Annotated in this window: 15 protein-coding genes and 4 tRNA genes; 18 read left to right on the forward strand and 1 reads right to left on the reverse strand. The window is 59.7% G+C overall.

The genetic code is table 11. From position 1 onward, the window contains the following. Positions 1-256 precede the first annotated feature (256 nt). The 4 genes from menD (at position 257) to HMPREF3042_RS00810 (ending at position 4,501) form a co-directional block, all read left to right on the forward strand. The gene (gene menD / locus HMPREF3042_RS00795; RefSeq protein WP_168168118.1) at positions 257-1,996 is read left to right on the forward strand and encodes a 2-succinyl-5-enolpyruvyl-6-hydroxy-3-cyclohexene-1-carboxylic-acid synthase; all 1,740 of its coding nucleotides are present in this window, start codon (positions 257-259) and stop codon (positions 1,994-1,996) included. 97 nt (positions 1,997-2,093) lie between these two features. Continuing rightward, on the forward strand, positions 2,094-2,585 hold the full coding sequence (locus tag HMPREF3042_RS00800) for a DUF3592 domain-containing protein (RefSeq protein WP_070855810.1): 492 nt from the start codon (positions 2,094-2,096) through the stop codon (positions 2,583-2,585). Between the two features lie 4 nt (positions 2,586-2,589). Then, positions 2,590-3,798 carry a glycosyltransferase family 4 protein gene (locus tag HMPREF3042_RS00805; RefSeq protein WP_070855811.1) on the forward strand — a complete coding sequence of 403 codons (1,209 nt, stop codon included), beginning with the start codon at positions 2,590-2,592 and terminating at the stop codon, positions 3,796-3,798. Between the two features lie 10 nt (positions 3,799-3,808). Further along, positions 3,809-4,501 carry a demethylmenaquinone methyltransferase gene (locus HMPREF3042_RS00810; protein WP_070855812.1) on the forward strand — a complete coding sequence of 231 codons (693 nt, stop codon included), beginning with the start codon at positions 3,809-3,811 and terminating at the stop codon, positions 4,499-4,501. A 51-nt stretch (positions 4,502-4,552) separates the two neighbouring features. Here the strand turns inward: HMPREF3042_RS00810 and HMPREF3042_RS00815 are convergent, their stop codons facing one another. Next, positions 4,553-5,905, reverse strand: a complete 1,353-nt coding sequence (locus tag HMPREF3042_RS00815; protein WP_246822277.1) for a geranylgeranyl reductase family protein — start codon at positions 5,903-5,905, stop codon at positions 4,553-4,555. 118 nt (positions 5,906-6,023) lie between these two features. Between HMPREF3042_RS00815 and HMPREF3042_RS00820 the strand changes: the two genes are divergently transcribed. The 14 genes from HMPREF3042_RS00820 to HMPREF3042_RS00885 all read left to right on the forward strand — a co-directional run bounded on the left by HMPREF3042_RS00820 (position 6,024) and on the right by HMPREF3042_RS00885 (position 18,987). After that, complete coding sequence (locus HMPREF3042_RS00820; protein ID WP_070855813.1) at positions 6,024-7,079, forward strand: polyprenyl synthetase family protein; 1,056 nt, start codon at positions 6,024-6,026, stop codon at positions 7,077-7,079. A 197-nt stretch (positions 7,080-7,276) separates the two neighbouring features. Then, positions 7,277-7,358 (forward strand) — tRNA-Tyr (locus HMPREF3042_RS00825). 374 nt (positions 7,359-7,732) lie between these two features. Then, positions 7,733-7,805: transfer RNA gene (locus tag HMPREF3042_RS00830), tRNA-Thr, on the forward strand. Positions 7,806-7,844: 39 nt separating this feature from the next. Further along, a tRNA-Met gene (locus HMPREF3042_RS00835) sits at positions 7,845-7,918 on the forward strand. 103 nt (positions 7,919-8,021) lie between these two features. After that, positions 8,022-8,094: transfer RNA gene (locus HMPREF3042_RS00840), tRNA-Trp, on the forward strand. Positions 8,095-8,638: 544 nt separating this feature from the next. Beyond that, entirely contained in the window at positions 8,639-8,947 is a 309-nt protein-coding gene (gene secE / locus HMPREF3042_RS00845; protein ID WP_016422041.1) for a preprotein translocase subunit SecE, read from the forward strand. Between the two features lie 191 nt (positions 8,948-9,138). Further along, positions 9,139-10,002 (forward strand): transcription termination/antitermination protein NusG, encoded by an 864-nt coding sequence (nusG, locus tag HMPREF3042_RS00850; protein WP_049190597.1) that lies wholly within the window; start codon positions 9,139-9,141, stop codon positions 10,000-10,002. A 333-nt stretch (positions 10,003-10,335) separates the two neighbouring features. Beyond that, positions 10,336-10,773, forward strand: a complete 438-nt coding sequence (rplK, locus tag HMPREF3042_RS00855; RefSeq protein ID WP_016422043.1) for a 50S ribosomal protein L11 — start codon at positions 10,336-10,338, stop codon at positions 10,771-10,773. A 102-nt stretch (positions 10,774-10,875) separates the two neighbouring features. After that, on the forward strand, positions 10,876-11,580 hold the full coding sequence (gene rplA, locus HMPREF3042_RS00860) for a 50S ribosomal protein L1 (RefSeq protein WP_070855814.1): 705 nt from the start codon (positions 10,876-10,878) through the stop codon (positions 11,578-11,580). A 252-nt stretch (positions 11,581-11,832) separates the two neighbouring features. Continuing rightward, positions 11,833-12,465, forward strand: a complete 633-nt coding sequence (locus HMPREF3042_RS00865; RefSeq protein ID WP_049190599.1) for a hypothetical protein — start codon at positions 11,833-11,835, stop codon at positions 12,463-12,465. A 387-nt stretch (positions 12,466-12,852) separates the two neighbouring features. Further along, positions 12,853-13,365, forward strand: coding sequence for a 50S ribosomal protein L10 (gene rplJ, locus HMPREF3042_RS00870; RefSeq protein WP_070855815.1), 513 nt, complete (start codon positions 12,853-12,855; stop codon positions 13,363-13,365). Positions 13,366-13,489: 124 nt separating this feature from the next. Continuing rightward, on the forward strand, positions 13,490-13,873 hold the full coding sequence (rplL, locus tag HMPREF3042_RS00875) for a 50S ribosomal protein L7/L12 (protein WP_038627619.1): 384 nt from the start codon (positions 13,490-13,492) through the stop codon (positions 13,871-13,873). Positions 13,874-14,097: 224 nt separating this feature from the next. Continuing rightward, positions 14,098-15,063, forward strand: coding sequence for a cell envelope lipid trafficking protein PgfA (locus tag HMPREF3042_RS00880; protein ID WP_049190601.1), 966 nt, complete (start codon positions 14,098-14,100; stop codon positions 15,061-15,063). Between the two features lie 435 nt (positions 15,064-15,498). Then, positions 15,499-18,987, forward strand: coding sequence for a DNA-directed RNA polymerase subunit beta (locus HMPREF3042_RS00885; RefSeq protein WP_070855816.1), 3,489 nt, complete (start codon positions 15,499-15,501; stop codon positions 18,985-18,987). Positions 18,988-19,092 lie beyond the last annotated feature (105 nt).

Raw genomic sequence — 19,092 nt, forward strand, 5'->3', positions numbered from 1 at the left:
GTGATGCATTCACCGCCTGAACCTACCGGCTCCAAACTGTCATAAACGGGGTCAGTAACTCCCAACGAGCCCGATATCCGACCTGACAAGTAGCCTATTGAGTGTGAACGACAACCAGGACACCTCCCAGACTTCGCACGCTCAGGGCACCAACATCACCAATGCCGCCGGCACCGATGCTGGCACCCCAGCCTCGGCAACCGACGCCACGCCCCACACCTCCGCAGCCCATACAGCCCCCGCGGCCCCATCCGCAGTGGTAGCGGGCCTCATCGTCGATGAGCTGCTGCGTCTCGGCATGGTCGATGCCGTGGTGTGCCCGGGTTCCCGGTCCGCCCCGCTGGCCCGCGCTCTGGTCCAGGCCGCCGATGCGGCGAAGGTTCGCCTCCATGTGCGCATCGATGAACGCTCCGCCGCCTTCCTCGCCCTCGGCCTGGCCTCGCGCACCCGCAAGGTGACCCCGGTAATTACAACGTCCGGCACAGCCGTCGCAAACCTCGTGCCCGCCATGGTCGAAGCCACCGCGGCGGGTATTCCGCTGCTGGCACTGACCGCCGATCGCCCCGCGCATTATCGCGGCACCGGCGCGAACCAGACCATCGTCCAGGACCGCCTGTTCGCCGATGCCTCCGTCGTTGAGTTCGATCTGGACGGCACCGCCCCGGTCACGAATGCCACTGCCGCGCAGATTCGCGCCCGCATTGATCGCGTTGTTGCCGCCATGACATCCGGGGCCGGCCACCTCAACGTCCGTTTTGTCGAACCGCTCGTGCCTGGCGACGACTCCGTTGCCGACATCCCCGAGGGTCGCGCAGACGGCGGCCCCTGGACCACGATTGCGCCTACCAACAGCAACAACGTCGGCGCAGCCGCCATCGCGGCCAACTCGGCCCCTACCAGCCCGGCCAACGCGGCTAGCACAGCCACAATTGACATCAGCCGCCGCACACTCGTGATTGCGGGCTCGAATGCCCCGCATCTGCCAGAGTTGGAGGATTTGCCAACCATCGCTGAGCCGAATGCATATGCGCCGGCGCACCCGGTTCACCCGCTTGCGGCGGGTACTTTTGCGCAGATTCCGCCGGAGCAGATTGTGTTGGTCGGCAGACCGACGCTGCACCGAGGGATCTCTAAGCTGCTGGCCAATCCTGATATCGAGTTGACGGTTGTCTCGGATGCGGAAAACCACGGCTTTGGGGCGGAGTTTCCGGATGTAACGGCGAACGCAAGGGCCGTCGTAAAGCATGTGCAGACTATGGGGGACCAGGACCCGCAGTGGACGAAAATCTGTGAGGCTGCCAGTGAATTGGCGGTGAAGTCCGTGCGGGAGACGATTACCGAGTCGATTGAAGCGGAGGAACCGCTGACCGGATTTCATGTGGCGGCGGCTCTCACGGATAGCCTGCGCACGGGTGACAATGTGGTGTTAGGCGCGTCGAACCCGGTGCGCGATGCGTCGTACACGGGCCTGCCTTTCCCGGGGGTGAACACGTATGCGGGACGAGGTGCCGCGGGCATCGACGGCACGGTGGCGACGGCGATTGGTATTGCGCTGGCGTCCGACCGCGAGCATGCCGACGAGATCCGCCCGCCGCGGACGATTGCGCTCATGGGGGACCTAACGTTCCAGCACGACTCCGCAGCGCTGGCGATCGGGCCGCTGGAGCCGAGGCCGGAAAACCTCACCATCGTGGTGGCCAACGATGCCGGTGGCGGTATTTTCGAGACGCTGGAGGCGGGCAGCCCGGCTCTGCGGGGAAGCTTCGAGCGCATCTTCGGCACACCGCAGGACGTGGACTTTGAGGGCATCTGTCAGGCCTACGGGGTCGAGCACGTGCATGTTGACCGCCTCCCAGATCTGCTCGCGCAGCTGCACCCGGATACCGACGTCGATGGCATCCGCGTCATCGAGGTGGCGACCACGCGTGCGACGCGGAGACAGTTGCACCACAAGCTGGCATACAATGCGGAGATTGGGGTGCTGGACAAGCACTAGCTGAACAAGGCTTGCTGGATAAGGACTAGCTGGCCGGCAGCATCAGATTAGAGCTGGAAACAATCAAGGACAGAAGAATAAGGAGGTCGCGACCGCCATGCAGTGGAAAACTGCCCTGGCCAATTGGCCGCGCCTCCTTCGTCAGGTGCTGCTCTTTGTAATTATTTGCCTGTTACTTTCGTGCCTGGCCATGGTGGTTGGCTGCTTCATTAATGACCGCAATATCGAGTCGAACATGGGGCAGTCCGTAGCCAATGTGCGCTCGGTCGAGCTTCTTCGCACCACGGTCGATTTCGTCGACGAGAATGGTGATTTTCAGTCGCCACCAACCGGCTTGCTCTATCCCGTTGGTCTGGAAGAGGGGCAGCGCGTCCGCGTCGAATACGACCGCACGGACCCCAATGTCGCCCGCGTCGCCGGACGCACTTGGACGCTGTCGTTTCTCCCGGCTGCCAGCATCGCTGTGGTTGCGTTTATCGTCGTCACGCCGTTGTGGTGGTTGTCGTTGCGCGCAACCCGTCGTTTACAAAGAGATCCCCAAAAGGTAAACAGAGGGTCACTTTCGCTTTCCGACGAGATGGAAAACTAGCACCATGCGCGTTGCCATCATTGCTGAAAGCTTCTTGCCCAACATCAATGGAGTGACAAACTCCGTGCTGCGGGTGTTGGAACACTTACGCCGTGGGGGACACGAGGCGCTGGTGATTGCGCCGGGTGCTCGGGACTGGCAGGAAGAAGCAGAGTTCTACTGCGACTACCGCATTGAGCGTGTGCCCACCGTGATGGTGCCGTTGATTGATTCACTACCGATTGGTGTGCCGAACCGCAGGGTAGCGTCGGCGCTGACGCAGTTTAAGCCGGATGTTGTCCACTTGGCTTCGCCATTTGTGCTCGGTGGTGCCGGTGCTTTGACTGCTAAGGCGCTGGGCATCCCGGCTGTGGCTATCTATCAGACGGACGTTGCGGGTTTTGCCAAGAACTACAAGTTGGCGGGGCTCTCCACGGCCGCGTGGTTGTGGACGCGCGTGATTCACAACTCCTGCGCCCGAACGCTGGCGCCGTCGTCGCCGACTATTGAGGACCTGCAGAACCACAAGATTCGTGACGTCTACCGCTGGGGTCGTGGTGTTGATGCAGTGCGCTTTACTCCGACGAAGCGCAGCGAGGAGCTCAGGAAGCAGTGGAGCCCGGAGGGCAAGCCAATTGTTGGTTATGTCGGCAGGCTGGCGGCGGAGAAGTCCGTAGAGCGGCTGGCGGCGCTGAATGGCCGCGACGATATCCAGGTGGTCATTGTCGGTAATGGCCCGGAGCTGCCGAAGCTGCAGAAGCAGATGCCGAATGCCGTCTTCACTGGGCAGCTCACCGGCGATAAGTTGGCAGCGGCATTCGCCAGCCTGGACGTGTTCGTTCACACCGGTGACTTTGAAACCTTCTGCCAGGCCGTACAGGAAGCCCACGCTTCCGGTGTTCCGGCCATCGCTCCGAACGCAGGCGGCCCGCGCGACCTGATTACTAACGATGTCAACGGCTATCTGCTGGAGCCCAAGACTTTCACCCGCGATCTGTCTGAGGCGGTCGACAAGCTGCTGCTCGTCGACGATGAGCTGGCACGCAAGCAGCTGCGCAACCGCTGCCGCGACACCGTGACCGAACGTACCTGGGAAGCACTGTGTGCAGACCTTGTTCGCCACTACGAGGAGGTTTCTGGGGTCTCCGCGGCCGAGACGTCAAGCAAGGTCGCAGCAGATACGATTGACGCTTCCCGTACAGGTGCTGCTACGCGTCAGAAGTCGGTCGCGTAATCTGGACATCGTGTCTAGGGCTGATTTAACGAAAAATCCCAGCGAAGTCGCCTCGATGTTCGACGGCGTGGGGAAGAATTACGACATCACTAATACCGTGCTCACTGGTGGTATTGACCACTACTGGCGCGTGCACACGGCAAAGCGCCTGAACCTGCAGCCTGGCCAGAAGGTCCTCGACCTGGCCGCTGGTACGGCTGTTTCCTCAGTGGAGTTGGCAAAGTCTGGCGCATACGTCGTTGCCTGTGACTTCTCCCGAGGCATGCTCAAGGCCGGTGCACATCGCGATGTTCCCAAGGTCTGCGGTGACGGCATGAAGCTGCCATTCCCGGACAACACCTTCGACGCGGTGACCATCAGCTTCGGTCTTCGCAACATCGTGGACTACAAGGCGGGCCTCGCCGAACTAGCCCGCGTGACCAAGCCCGGAGGCCAGCTGACAGTCTGTGAGTTCTCCACCCCTGTGGTGCCAGTGTTCAGCACCTTCTACAAGGAGTACCTGATGCGGGCACTGCCGCAGATCGCCAAGGTCGTCTCCTCGAACCCGGAGGCCTACGTGTACTTGGCGGAGTCGATTCGCGCCTGGCCGAACCAGCCGCAGCTTGCCCGCGACATCAATGCCTCTGGCTGGGAGGATGCCGGGTGGCAGAACCTCACCTTTGGCATCGCGGCGCTGCACTCGGCAACCAAGCCCGCGCAGTAGGTCGATAGCTCGCGACCGGGCTCGGGCGCTGGGCCCGTCGTAAAGCAGTTTTTACTGCCAGGGCTGGCGCCCGAACCACTTATCGGAGGCCAGCGCCGCCTGCCCCGAAGCGCGCCACAGTCGCGCCACCACATCGCGGTCGTGTTCCGTGACCAGGTTTCCCATCAGTCGTGCGGCAACGCCCATGAGCTGGCTGCCCCACGGGGCGCCGATAGTCAGCGGGCCGACCGTGGGAAGGAAGCTCGGGTACGTCAACGTCAGCGCCAACTTGCGAGCCAGCGAGAAGCCGGTCCCGTAGTGCTCGCGAAGCAGGGCGGGCCAGGAGTGAGTCAGCCCATCGTGGCTCGCACCAATCGAACTAATCAGCTCCACCGCCAGCCGCGCCGACTCCATGCCGTAGTCAATGCCCTCACCGTTGAGCGGGTTGACCAGGCACGCAGCATCACCGAGCAACGCCCAGTTCGGCCCCGCCACATTCGATACAGCACCACCCATCGGCAACAGCGCCGACGTCACGTGCTCCGGTTCGCTCATCTGCCACTGCTCACGCACCTGCCCGTGGTACTCGTGTAGCAACTTTTTCACGTTCGTGCGCGCCGGGCGTGCCGACGTCGCCAGCGCCCCACACCCCACATTCGCCTGGCCTGCTCCCAGCGGGAAGATCCAGCCATAGCCCGGGTGCGTATGCCCCTCGGAGTCGCGCAGTTCCAGGTGCGAGTGAATCCAGTCATCCGCTACGTCCGCGCTGTCGAAGCTGACATATGACCGCGCGGCCACGCCAAAGACGCTGTCGCGATGCCACGCACGCCCCAGCTGCTTGCCGACGGTACTTCGGACCCCATCGGCCACGAGCAGCCAGCGGGCCGAGATGGTGTGTGGCTTGCCTTCGCGGTCGGAAAGTTCCACCTCGCGCACGCCGTGGCCCCGCGTGCCACCACTGCTCAACGCTCCGAGAACCACCTTCCGCGCAGCGACCCCATCAAAGACTTGTGCACCGGCATCAGCGGCGGCATTGAGTAAGAAAGTGTCGAGCTCAACACGCGGCATCGCGGATCCGACAGCGGGAAAAGTGCCGGAGGCATCATCTGGCCAAGGTGCGGTGATGGAGCCGCCGAAGCCGTGCAGCTTGAGTCCGCGGTTGCGGTTGCGGCACAGGAGCTCGTCGTCAAGCCCTAGGCGACGTAGCTCAGCGATAGCGCGAGGAGTGAGTCCGTCGCCACAAGTCTTGTCGCGCGGGAAGCGCTGCGAGTCGACCACAGTGACCGAAAAACCGGCGCGGGCGGCGTGAATTGCGGCTGCGGATCCGGTGGGGCCAGCGCCAACAATGAGCACGTCAGTGCTGCTGGGTAGAGCGACGGCGCCGTCGAACGTGGGGGAAACTCGCGAAATCGGGCTTGAGGTCATTGCCCCAGCGTATAACGACGTTGAAACAAATATGGGAACTGGTCTGCTAGCCACTATGCTCGTAGGGTAGTTTATTTAGCAGTTTCTTATCTTTTATCGTCAGTTAGGCAGGTCTCGAATGCGTACTGGAGACTACTCCGGGCTTAGTTCCGGAAGTGCTCAGGGCACTGGTGAGCACACCGCCACTAGTTCTCACTTCGTTGATGAGGCGTTGGAAGCAACAATCACCGAGGGAATGCGCAAGAGCGAGGACCTCCTGATTACTGAGCTGGGGCGCGGCGAGGACTTCCTAGCCGAGCGGGTTTCCCACCTAGCTCAGGCTGGTGGTAAGCGCTTCCGCCCAATGTTTACCATGCTTGCCGCGCAGTTCGGTGAGAACCCGGAGAGCGATAAGGTCATCACCGCCGCGACGGTGCTGGAGCTGACGCACCTGGCGACGCTCTACCACGACGATGTCATGGATGAAGCGGATAAGCGCCGCGGTGTGCCCTCCGCAAACTCGCGCTGGGACAACACCGTCGCCATTCTGGCCGGTGACTACCTCTTCGCTGCTGCATCCCGCCTGCTGGCGGAGCTCGGTTCCGAGAGCGTAGCCCACTTCGCCGAGACCTTCGGTGTCCTTGTCACAGGTCAGATGCGTGAGTGCCTCAACGACTTGGACCTGCCGATTGAAGAGCGCATCGAGCGCTACCTGAAGGTCATTGCCGAAAAGACCGGTGTGCTCATCGCATCGGCTGGTTATCTCGGTGCCTATCACGCCCGTGCGTCCGCCGATATTTCCAATGCGCTGCGCCGCTATGGCGAACTAATCGGCATCGTTTTCCAGATCGTCGACGACATCATCGACATCTCCTCCAACACAGACCAGTCCGGCAAGACTCCGGGCACTGACTTGCGCGAGGGCGTCTTCACGCTACCGGTTCTCTACGCGCTACAGGAGGACACTCCAGCAGCTGACCGCCTCCGCGAGATTCTCGTCGGCCCAGTCTCCGAAAATGCGCTTGTCGACGAGGCCCTCGAGCTCCTGGCTCAGACCAACGGTGTGGCTCGCGCGATGGAGAAGGTCAATGAACTGCTGGATGAGTCCGACCGCGTCATCGCTGACCTTCCCGACTGTGCGGCCAAGGACGCTCTGCGCCACGTTGCTCGCTACACCGTGGAGCGCGTGGGGTAGTGGATTGAGCTCCACTGTCGAGATGAACCTAGGGGCGAGCTCTGCTCTGGGGTGATTTCTGCTGAGAGTTGAGCTCTGCTGGGGGGTGAGCTCTGCTGAGGGGTGAATCCAAGTAGGAAAATATCCTCTTTACCTGGCGATTTGTGTAAATGACAGAGTAGTGGGTAGCATTCCATTCGCACCGTTTAAGAGTGCACGCCAGATTGCCCGAGCGGCCAAAGGGAGCGGATTGTAAATCCGTCGGCATTGCCTTCGTTGGTTCGAATCCATCATCTGGCACAGTGAAATCACCGCGAGAATTTTCTCGCGGTGATTTTTTGTTTGTAGGGGCTGTTGGTGGGGATACGGGGCAGGGTTTGGGTTAGGGGTTCGGGCTAGGGGGTTGGGTTAGGGGTTTCGGGTTAGGGGCGGCCACCCATCGATGAGCTATTCACTTATGGTTCCGCTGGGGCTCATCGATAAGTGAATAGATTATCCATAAGTGCGCGCAAAAATGTCAGCAAACGTGACAAGAAATACCGCTGCCTACCTGCTGATTTGTGCTCAGCGGTGATTTCGGGTTAATCTTTGCAAGGCTTCACGGAGAGCACAGAGCGAAACGAAGCGGTCAACAATTGGCCCGGAGTTACGTGCTGAGTTCAATGGATGCTGATGCCCCCTTAGCTCAGTCGGCAGAGCGTTTCCATGGTAAGGAAAAGGTCGACAGTTCGATTCTGTCAGGGGGCTCTGTTCTTTTATACGGACTTATGTCCGGTAGAGAATAGGGGCGATGTAGCTCAGATGGTGAGAGCGCACGACTCATAATCGTGAGGTCGGGGGTTCGATCCCCCCCATCGCTACTACGGACAGTGATGTTCGTCGAACCCCGCCTTGATAATGCTTCAATGCAGTAAGGTGGGACATTGTCAGCTAAGGGCTGGAAAGTTCTTTTGCTGGTGGTGAAGGGGCGTGGCTCAATTGGTAGAGCAGCGGTCTCCAAAACCGCAGGTTGCAGGTTCGAGTCCTGTCGCCCCTGCAAGTACCCGTCATCCAGGGCGTATGAAAAAGCGTCTGGGTGGCGGGTTTTTCGTTTATATTCGGCGGCGGTGGGTCAATGCGAGTTACTGACTGCGGTTATGGCAAAAATGGCTCGAAAAATGGCTTGAAAGTAAAAATGGCTTGAAAGTGCCACAAACTCGCACAGTTTCACATTTGCAGCCCGTAGTCTGGTGGGTCGTCGTTTTTGCAGCCCGAGCCAGCAGCCCAAGCTTGCCGCACGAGCGAGCAGCCCAAGCTTGCAGCCCGAGCTAGGGCGAAGCAGCAGTGACGTGGCCGTCAGTGAGTATCGCTGCAAGGCCAGCAGCGGAATCGAATCTCGAAGCCCGCGGTTCCCACGAAGGGCATTTCTTCGATAGTGTGGAGAATCGGCTAGAATTTACGCACTGAACCAGACTTGCTCTGCACAGTGGGGGGCTCGGCTCCGGAGAACATCCCTGGAGTTTGCCCTTGGAGAATTCACGTTTGAGTTTCACTGTGCAGTATCTTTAGGTCTCATATGCACGAAGTAGCGAAGGAGCATCGTGTCTGAGGAAAACCAGACTTTCCAGGCGGCGGCTCGCCCGTCCGGTAAGCGCCAGGCGACGGGCGCGCAGACCACCGTGGCGAAGAAGCCTGCGCGTGAGAAGGAGACCAACGAGCTTTCGACTCGTAACCCTTTGGTTTTCATCAAGCAGGTTGTTGACGAGCTGCGCAAGGTGATTTGGCCGACCGGCCGCCAGATGGTCACCTACAGCATCATCGTGATCCTGTTCCTGATTGCCATGATCGCTCTCGTGTGGGGTGTGGACACGCTGGCCGGTCTGGGTGTCCGATCGGTGTTGGGCAAGTAATCGGTTATACTGTTTCGCAGTGATGCTTTTCATCCCGCCTCCGAGTTCCGGACGGCGGGATTATTCGTTAGCGCAGCTGGTGTCTTGCTGTGCGAAGTGATTGCGGATGGCATATTGGCTCTTAAGGCTCTTTGAGCGAAGATGCCAATGTCGCGAACCGTTGATGTAGATACAAGAGGGGTTAGCACGACATGAATGATGGTCAGAATATTTTCTCCGACGCCCAGTCCGCGGATGCTGCCGCAACTGAGCAGGATGCGCAGGGCGCACCGGCTCAGGTAGAAGCTCCGGCCGAGGGTGCAGCCGCAGCCGACGCAGCCGCAGCTGACACTGCTGCAGCAGAAGCAGCGCCGGCAGAGGAGACCGCCGCTGACGCTGAGGCGCAAGCAGCTGCTGACGCAGACGCCGAGTACCGTAAGCGCCTGCGCGAGTTCCAGCGTGAGCTCAAGCGTCGTCCGGGCGACTGGTACATCATCCAGTGCTACTCCGGCTACGAGAACAAGGTGAAGACCAACCTGGAAATGCGCGCCCAGACCATGGGTGTCGATGAGCAGATCCACGAGGTCATCGTTCCGGTTGAGGAAGTCGAAGAGCGCAAGGACGACGGCAAGAAGAAGATCGTTAAGCGCAAGCTGCTGCCGGGCTACGTTCTGGTCCGCATGAGCCTGGATGACCCGTCCTGGTCCGTCGTCCGCGACACCCCGGGTGTTACTTCCTTCGTCGGTAGCGAGGGTCAGCCGTCCAAGGTCAAGATTCGCGAGGTCGCTAAGTTCCTCATGCCGAAGGAGACCATCACCGCGGACGCCGCTGAGGAAGCTGCAAATGCCGACGGTGAGCTGGCTGTCGCAGCGGCGCCGCAGGCGGAGAAGAAGGCCGTAGCCATCGACTACGAGGTCGGCGAGTCCGTCACCATCCTGTCCGGCCCGTTCGCATCTGTGGCTGCGACCATCTCCGAGATCGACCCGGACACCGGCCGCATGAAGGCCCTGGTTTCCATCTTCGGTCGAGAGACCCCGGTCGAGCTGGGCATCGATGAGGTCGAGAAGCTGAACTAGGCCTCGCACTAAGCGGGCCTCGCACTAAGCCGGGCAGCAAGCCAAGCGCCGAGCAAAGGCACCAGCTAGCTCTCTCGAACAACCAATCCGGTAACGGATTTTGATGCACGCCATACGCTGCGGTAACGTAGCCAGGCGTGCATTTTTGTGCCTTGAGCACAGATGCGCCAAGTAATTCGTATCCCCGGTGGCTGGCACCAACTCGATGACCAGCGCCAGCGGCCATGATGGTCGTGGGCGCAAGGGTCGTCGTAAAGCGTCGGCATCCGGACGGGGTGAGTCGCCTTTTCATCGGGGCGGCGTGCCCCGGTAACTAGGAAGTAGGTTAATCCGATGGCTCCGAAGAAGAAGCTTTCTGCGATTATTAAGCTGCAGATTCAGGCTGGTCAGGCTAACCCGGCTCCGCCGGTTGGTCCGGCACTGGGTGCCCATGGTGTCAACATCATGGAGTTCTGCAAGGCTTACAACGCAGCAACTGAGAACCAGCGTGGCAACGTTGTCCCGGTTGAAATCTCCGTCTACGAAGACCGCTCCTTCACCTTCGTTCTGAAGACCCCGCCGGCAGCTAAGCTGCTGCTGAAGGCCGCTGGCATTCAGAAGGGTTCGGGCGTTCCGCACACCAACAAGGTCGGTTCCGTGACCTGGGAGCAGTGCAAGGAAATCGCCGAGCTGAAGAAGCCGGACCTGAACGCCAACGACATCGAGATGGGTGCACGCATCATCGCCGGTACCGCTCGCTCCATGGGCATCACCGTCGAGGGCGCTAAGTAAACCGTCAGCGTTTAGCTGCACCTTCATCAAAGTGGTAGGGCCAGCTTCGGCCCGCTAAACACCACAATCCAACCATTTCACTTAATTGAGATTGGACTTTTCATGAGCAAGAACTCCAAGGCATACCGCGCCGCCGCCGAGAAGATCGACGCCGGCCGCATCTACTCTCCGCTCGAGGCCGCTAACCTGGTCAAGGAGACTTCCTCCAAGAACTACGACGCCACCATCGACGTCGCTATCCGCCTGGGCGTTGACCCGCGCAAGGCTGACCAGCTGGTTCGCGGCACTGTCTCCCTGCCGAACGGCACCGGTAAGACGGTCCGCGTTGTTGTTTTCGCTGCTGGCGAGAACGCCACCAAGGCTGAAGAGGCCGGCGCTGACTTCGTTGGCTCCGACGAGCTGATCGAGAAGATTCAGGGCGGCTGGACCGACTTCGACGCTGCTATCGCAACCCCGGACCAGATGGCCAAGGTTGGTCGCGTGGCTCGTATCCTCGGCCCGCGTGGTCTGATGCCGAACCCGAAGACCGGCACCGTTACCCCGGATGTCGCTAAGGCTGTCACCGAGATCAAGGGCGGTAAGATTTCCTTCCGCGTTGACAAGGCTGCAAACCTGCAGGCTGTTATCGGTAAGGCTTCCTTCGACGCCGAGAAGCTGGCCGAGAACTACGGCGCGCTTATCGACGAGCTGATGCGTCTCAAGCCGTCCGCTGCTAAGGGTAAGTACCTGAAGAAGATCACCGTCTCCGCCACCAACGGCCCGGGCATCCCGGTTGACACCAGCGTGATCAAGGACTACACCGCCTAAATCAGCATCAGCCGATAGGCGAGTTGCTCTTCACAAGTCGCTCGAGGGTGACTCAGAGCCAAGCTCTTGAAAACCGCCGCCGCGCGCACTTTCCCAAGTGTGTGAGGCGGCGGTTTCGCATTCTCGTAAGGGGTATCGATAGCGCGGTGGGGGTTTGGGCGCGGTAGACGTCGTAAAGCGAATTGCTAATCCAATCAACTAATCCAGGCGAAATGGACTCACGGCCAAAGTTTGTTGCTTAAAATCGCGACTATGACGTTGATTTTGGAACCCGAAGAAGGGCTGGAGGCGCTCGGCGAGATTAATCGCCTGGCGCAGCTCGACGACGGTTCCGGAATTATTGAACCGCAGCTCATCTCGTATCTCGACTCGTTGGGCGACGACGCCTATGACATGCCCTGCCTGCGCATCGCGGGGCAGACTCTGCTGGGCGAGGTACTGACGGGGCTAGGGGAGGACGAGCGCGTAGCTGAGGTCCTTCGCCGCAATATCCAGGATTCTGTGGTGCTTCCGGGGATGAGTGAGGAGGAAGCTCTGCAAGTTCGGGCGGCGCAAGTCGTCGTAGTGCGGTTGTTGCGCATCATTGCGCGGATGGAAGCCGTGGAGCTGCGCAATGTCGTGGCGCAACAGTGCCTGGCATCGCAGATCCCGCCGGTCGTGCGCGTGGCACTGACACTCACCGTGGATATCCTCGACGCCGCCAGATTGGACGCACATCCCGACGACATGGTGCGCGTGGTACTCGACTACGCCGACCAAGTGCTCTGGCTTGCCGACGACGACCTGAATGCGTACTTTGCCGAGCTTGAGATGATTGTGCAGCAACGTGAGAAGGACCTGGAGTTCGGCCGCTTTGGAGAGCCTGGTGCAGCGCGGTTTGGATAGACGATTTGGTTAATTGCCTGGGTCTGGTATAGAGTTTCTTCACGAAGTTTGACCGGCTTCCAATCGGTACCAACATCGAGTTGGGACGATGGAGGTTGGTACTCAAGTTTCACCGAAGACCGTCGGTCATTCGCTTCGAAAGAAGCGGATTGAAGGTTTCATTGTAGGAATACAGTGAGCGGCCCACGCAGGAGGACTTGGAAGCGCTTGCGCAGTTTGACTTCACCTGCTGACCTTGGAGTTGGCGGAGTTGAAGTGGAACATGCCAAAAGAATTGTGCGCCCCATCCTTGTGCGAGGATTGGGGCGTTTGTTGTATTTGCGCAAAAGACTCCTTCACTTGGCCGAGCGGAAAATTGCAAAGACCAGGAAGGAGGCGAGAGTACACATGGCAGCAAATGCTGAGAAGATTGCAGCTGTTGCAGCGCTGAAGCAGGACGTCGAAGAGTCCAACGCTATCGTGCTGACTGAGTACCGCGGCCTGTCCGTTGCGGAAATCACGGAACTGCGTCGCGCCCTCGGTGCTGATGTTAAGTACTCCGTCGCCAAGAACACCATGATCAAGATCGCTGCCGACGAGGCAGGGATTGAGGGTCTTGATGAGCACCTGAACGGCCCGACTGCAGTCGCCTTCATCAAGGGCGAGGCTGTGGATGCGGCTAAGGCGATTAAGAAGTTCGCCGGTGACAACAAGAACCTCGTGGTCAAGGGCGGCTACATGGACGGTGCTGCAATGGATGCAGCACAGTTCGAGGCTCTTGCGGATATGGATAACCGTGAGACCACGCTGGCAAAGCTGGCTGGTGCCTTCAACGGCGTTCTGGCGAACGTCGCTGGCCTGCTCGATGCTCCGACCTCCTCGGTTGCCCGCCTTGCTGCGGCACTCGAGGAAAAGAAGTAATCCCGAGCGGCTCGCGAACTACGCGAACTAAATCACGCGAAAAACTTTTAAATATCACTTTGACGGCTTCGACCCCAGGGATCTCTGAGGGGAGCGGCCGCACCACACTCATAGGAGAATATCCATGGCTAAGTACACCACTGAGGAACTGCTCGAGGCTTTCAAGGAAATGACCCTCGTTGAGCTCACCGAGTTCAAGAAGGCTTTCGAGGAGGAGTTCGACGTCACCGCTGCTGCTCCGGTTGCAGTTGCTGCTGCAGGCGCTGCTGGCGGCGAGGCTGCTGCTGAGGAGAAGGACGAGTTCGACGTCGTCCTCGAGGACGCTGGCGCTAAGAAGATTGGCGTTATTAAGGCTGTCCGCGAGATCGTCTCCGGCCTGGGCCTGAAGGAGGCTAAGGAGATGGTTGAGTCCGCTCCGAAGGCTATCCTGGAGGGTGCTTCCAAGGACGACGCTGAGGCTGCTAAGGCTAAGCTGGAAGAGGCTGGCGCAAAGGTCTCCCTCAAGTAATTCAGTTACTTGCTTCGGCTCCGGTAGTGGCCTAAAGCTACCGATTCTGACCGCCAATTCTGGGATTTTTACCCGGGGTTGGCGGTTCTTTTGTTTCTGGGGCCTTTGCTAACCCACCCGACCCCGGCAAAACCTCACTAATCTCACCCGTCACAGGGAGTTGGGGGCAAAAACCAGACCACTCATTGTCTTGATTGCCCCTATTGGCCTGTAAAGTATCTAACATGCTCTCACGGCCGAGAATTCTGTCTATCCTTCTGTTGGGTCTAGGCACCGCACTGCTTGCTGCTGGCATCTTGCTGCCCAAAGTGCTCAATGTTGATCCCAAAATGCCGCTTGACCTGCCGCCGGTGTCGTACACCCTGCGGGCGGAAGACGGCGTGTCCACCAGGATTAACGAAGAAGGCAAGCGGGAAGAAGTGCACTCGCCGCTGCAGCGACAGCTCCACGGCGTGCTCATCGAACCCGCCGATGCGGACAAGGTTTCGCTCCGTGTCGGTGTGACTGAAATGCGTGAGCTTCCCCCGGAGGTCATGGGCACCGACCCGCTGACCGAGCTTATCGAGGCCAATATCTGGACAGTGACCATCGACCGACTCACCGGCGAGGCGCTGGCTCCTGCGACGCTTGTCGACCGCATGGCGGGCGTTCCGCGGTCTGTGGCTTTCGAGGGGAACTGGGTGAAGCTCCCGGCCGACACTGAGGAAAAAGAATACCTGATCTTTGATGATTTCCTCCACGATTCCCTGCCGGCAAAGTTTGTCGGGGAAGAGGAGCGCGGTGGCAACCGCATTCTGCATTTCCGTCAGGATATTGAGAAGACGAATCTCGCCCAGAAGTACCGTTCTTACGTCTCTCAGCTAACTCAGGATGACAAATCCGGGTTCCTCCAGTACCAGGGCACCCGTGATTTGTGGGTTGAGCCGAAGTCTGGCTCGGTCATCGATATGGCCGAGGACATCCACCTTTGGTGGGAGACTCGCGACGGCGAGCCGATCATGGACTACCTGCGCTTCAACGGAAAGATGGACGAAGGCCTTTCCAATCAGCTTCTCTTTGGCGCAATACAGAATTTCCAGCGCCCAGCTCTAGAGCCGTGGTCAATCGGTCTCATTACGTCCGGTTCGATTCTGGTATTCATCGCAATCGTGGGCATCGTGCGTCCTTCGACCCGTCGTAAAGCAGAGTAACGCTTTACGACGGCCATAGCGCCCAGGCCTCACCCTTTATATCGGTGACGGGTGAATGCGACACGCCCGATTTGTCAAGTTGTACTAGACAACTACCAGTTTTTGATATAGGCTAAATCGTTGCGCTGGAATTAGTGTATCTGTCGCCAGCTCTTTTATAGTTTGCGCTCGGGGCTCGGGGCTATTATGTAGCACCGTTTTTCGTGCATCTAGCTGTTAAAGGAGTTGCCGCGGCGCCGTCGTTAGGGCTCGGGGGCTCGCCTTTTAAAGGCTGGTCTTGGAGGCCAAGTGGCGGGGGAATCACTTTCGTGTGTGACCAAAGGTTAGACGCAAAGTATCCCGGTGCGCAACAGAAATAATTCCTGCAACTTGAATCGCGTATAAACCAAGCGGGCGGAGCGCACCACCGGTTGCCGGTGTGCTTCACCGCGTGAGGTGCTGGAAGGACGCATCTTGGCAGTCTCCCGCCAGACCAAGGCAGTAACCGGTATTCCCGGAGCTTCGAAGAGGTACTCGTTTGCAAAGATTCAGGAGCCGATTGCGGTTCCTGGTCTGCTCGACCTGCAGCGTGAGTCTTTCGCATGGCTCATTGGCACGCCTGAGTGGCGCGCTCGTCGCCAGGAGGAGCTCGGAGAAGACGCTCGGGTTACCAGCGGTCTCGAAGATATTCTAGAAGAGCTCTCTCCGATCGAGGACTACTCCCAGAAGATGTCTCTGACGCTGTCGGACCCATGGTTCGACTCCGTCAAGAACACCGTGGATGAGTCCAAGGATAAGGACATCAACTACTCGGCTCCCCTCTACGTCACCGCGGAGTTCACCAACCGCGAGACCGGTGAGATTAAGAGCCAGACTGTCTTCATCGGCGACTTCCCGATGATGACGGATAAGGGTACGTTCATCGTCAACGGAACTGAGCGTGTCGTTGTTTCTCAGCTGGTGCGCTCTCCGGGCGTCTACTTCGATGAGACCATCGACAAGTCCACCGAGCGCCCGCTGCACTCGGTGAAGATTATTCCGTCGCGCGGTGCGTGGCTGGAGTTCGACGTCGACAAGCGGGACACCGTCGGCGTTCGTATTGACCGTAAGCGTCGCCAGCCGGTCACGGTTCTGCTGAAGGCTTTCGGCTGGACCACTGAGGAAATCAAGGAGCGCTTCGGCTTCTCTGAGATTATGATGGCCACCCTGGAGAAGGACGGTGTTGCAAACACCGACGAGGCTCTGCTGGAGATTTACCGCAAGCAGCGCCCGGGTGAGCCGCCGACGCGCGAGTCCGCGCTGGCTCTGCTGGAGAACAACTTCTTCAAGCCGAAGCGTTACGACCTGGCCAAGGTCGGTCGCTACAAGGTCAACCGCAAGCTGGGCCTGGGCACTGAGGTCTCTGGCGAGATGGTCCTGACCGAACAGGATATCGCTACCACCATTGAATACCTCGTGCGCCTGCACGACGGCGAGAATGTTATGACCTCGCCGGAAGGGGTCGAGATTCCGGTTGAGACCGACGATATCGACCACTTCGGTAACCGTCGTCTGCGTACCGTAGGCGAGCTGATTCAGAACCAGGTTCGCGTGGGTCTGTCCCGCATGGAACGCGTGGTTCGTGAGCGCATGACCACTCAGGACGTGGAGTCGATCCAGCCGACCACTCTGATTAACGTGCGCCCGGTCTCCGCGGCTATCCGTGAGTTCTTCGGTACTTCCCAGCTGTCCCAGTTCATGGACCAGAACAACTCGCTGTCGGGTCTGACCCACAAGCGTCGTCTGTCCGCACTGGGTCCGGGTGGTCTGACCCGTGACCGTGCTGGTCTCGAGGTTCGAGACGTTCACCCGTCCCACTACGGCCGCATGTGTCCAATTGAGACCCCAGAGGGTCCGAACATTGGCCTGATTGGTTCGCTGTCCTGCTACGCACGCGTGAACCCGTTCGGTTTCATTGAGACTCCGTACCGCCGCGTCCGCGATGGTGTCATCACCGACGAGGTCGACTACCTCACCGCTGATGAGGAAGACCGCTACGTTGTCGCGCAGGCTAACACCCCGATTGATGAGAACGGCCGCTTCGTTCAGGAGACCCTGTCTGTTCGTAAGAAGGGTGGTGACGTCGAGTCCGTCCGCGCCGATGAGGTCGACTACCTCGATGTTTCCCCGCGTCAGATGGTCTCCGTGGCTACTGCCATGATTCCGTTCCTCGAGCACGACGACGCTAACCGTGCCCTGATGGGTGCGAACATGCAGCGTCAGGCTGTGCCGCTGCTGCGTTCGGAGGCTCCGTTCGTCGGTACCGGTATGGAGCAGCGTGCTGCTTACGACGCCGGCGATGTCATTGTCGCTTCGGCCACAGGTGTGGTCGAGACCGTGTCGGCAGGCTTCATCACCATCATGGACGATGAGGGCCAGCGCCACACCTACCTGCTGCGCAAGTTCGAGCGCACCAACCAGGGCACCTGCTACAACCAGAAGCCACTGGTTGACGAGGGCCAGCGCGTTGAGGCCGGCCAGGTCATCGCTGACGGTCCGGGTACCGACAACGGTGAGATGGCACTTGGTAAGAACCTGCTCGTGGCATTCATGCCGTGGGAAGGTCACAACTACGAGGACGCCATCATCCTGAACCAGCGCATGGTTGAGGAGGACATCCTGACCTCGATTCACATCGAGGAGCACGAGATCGACGCCCGCGACACCAAGCTGGGGCCGGAGGAAATCACCCGTGACATCCCGAACGCGTCCGAGGAGATGCTGAAGGATCTGGATGAACGCGGCATCGTCCGCATCGGTGCCGACGTTCGCGACGGTGACATCCTGGTCGCTAAGACCACGCCGAAGGGCGAGACTGAGCTGACTCCGGAGGAGCGCCTGCTGCGCGCTATCTTCGGCGAGAAGTCCCGCGAGGTCCGTGACACTTCCATGCGTGTTCCGCACGGTGAGTCCGGCAAGGTCATCGGCGTCCGCGTCTTCTCCCGTGAAGACGATGACGACCTGGCACCGGGTGTCAACGAGATGGTCCGCGTGTACGTTGCGCAGAAGCGCAAGATCCAGGACGGCGACAAGATGGCAGGTCGCCACGGTAACAAGGGCGTTATCGGCAAAATCCTGCCGCAGGAGGACATGCCGTTCCTGCCGGACGGCACCCCAGTCGACATCATTCTGAACACCCACGGTGTTCCGCGTCGTATGAACATCGGCCAGGTTCTCGAGGTTCACCTCGGCTGGCTGGCGAAGGCCGGCTGGAGCATTGAGGGCGACCCGGATTGGGCTAAGCGTCTTCCGGCCGACCTGCACGACGTTCCGTCCGACTCTCTGGTCGCAACCCCAGTGTTCGACGGTGCTGAGAACGAGGAGCTCGCTGGTCTGCTCGCGTCGTCCCGCCCGAACCGTGACGGCGAGGTGCTGGTCAACGCTGACGGTAAGGCCACGCTGTTCGACGGCCGCTCTGGCGAGAAGTTCCCGTTCCCGGTTTCGGTGGGCTACATGTACATGCTGAAGCTGCACCACCTGGTCGACGAGAAGATTCACGCTCGCTCCACCGGTCCGTACTCCATGATTACCCAGCAGCCACTGGGTGGTAAGGCTCAGTTCGGTGGTCAGCGCTTCGGTGAGATGGAGGTGTGGGCAATGCAGGCATACGGCGCTGCCTACACCCTGCAGGAGCTGCTCACCATCAAGTCCGATGACGTGGTTGGCCGCGTCAAGGTCTACGAGGCAATCGTGAAGGGCGACAACATTCCGGATCCGGGTATTCCGGAGTCGTTCAAGGTGCTTCTGAAGGAACTGCAGTCGCTCTGCCTGAACGTTGAGGTCCTTTCGGCCGACGGCGTTCCGGTTGAGTTGGGCTCCTCCGACGATGAGGAACTCGACCACGCGACCGCTTCCCTCGGCATTAACCTGTCCCGCGATGAGCGTTCCGACGCTGACTCCGCATAGTTTCTCGCTTCACGACGAAACATTGCGTGAGTATCAGGGTCGGGAAGCCCTAACTCGCGAATAACCCAACACAGACGACAACGTACAAAAACCTCCGCAGAGAAT

Source organism: Corynebacterium sp. HMSC074C05, from assembly GCF_001838325.1.
GTDB lineage: Bacteria > Actinomycetota > Actinomycetes > Mycobacteriales > Mycobacteriaceae > Corynebacterium > Corynebacterium amycolatum.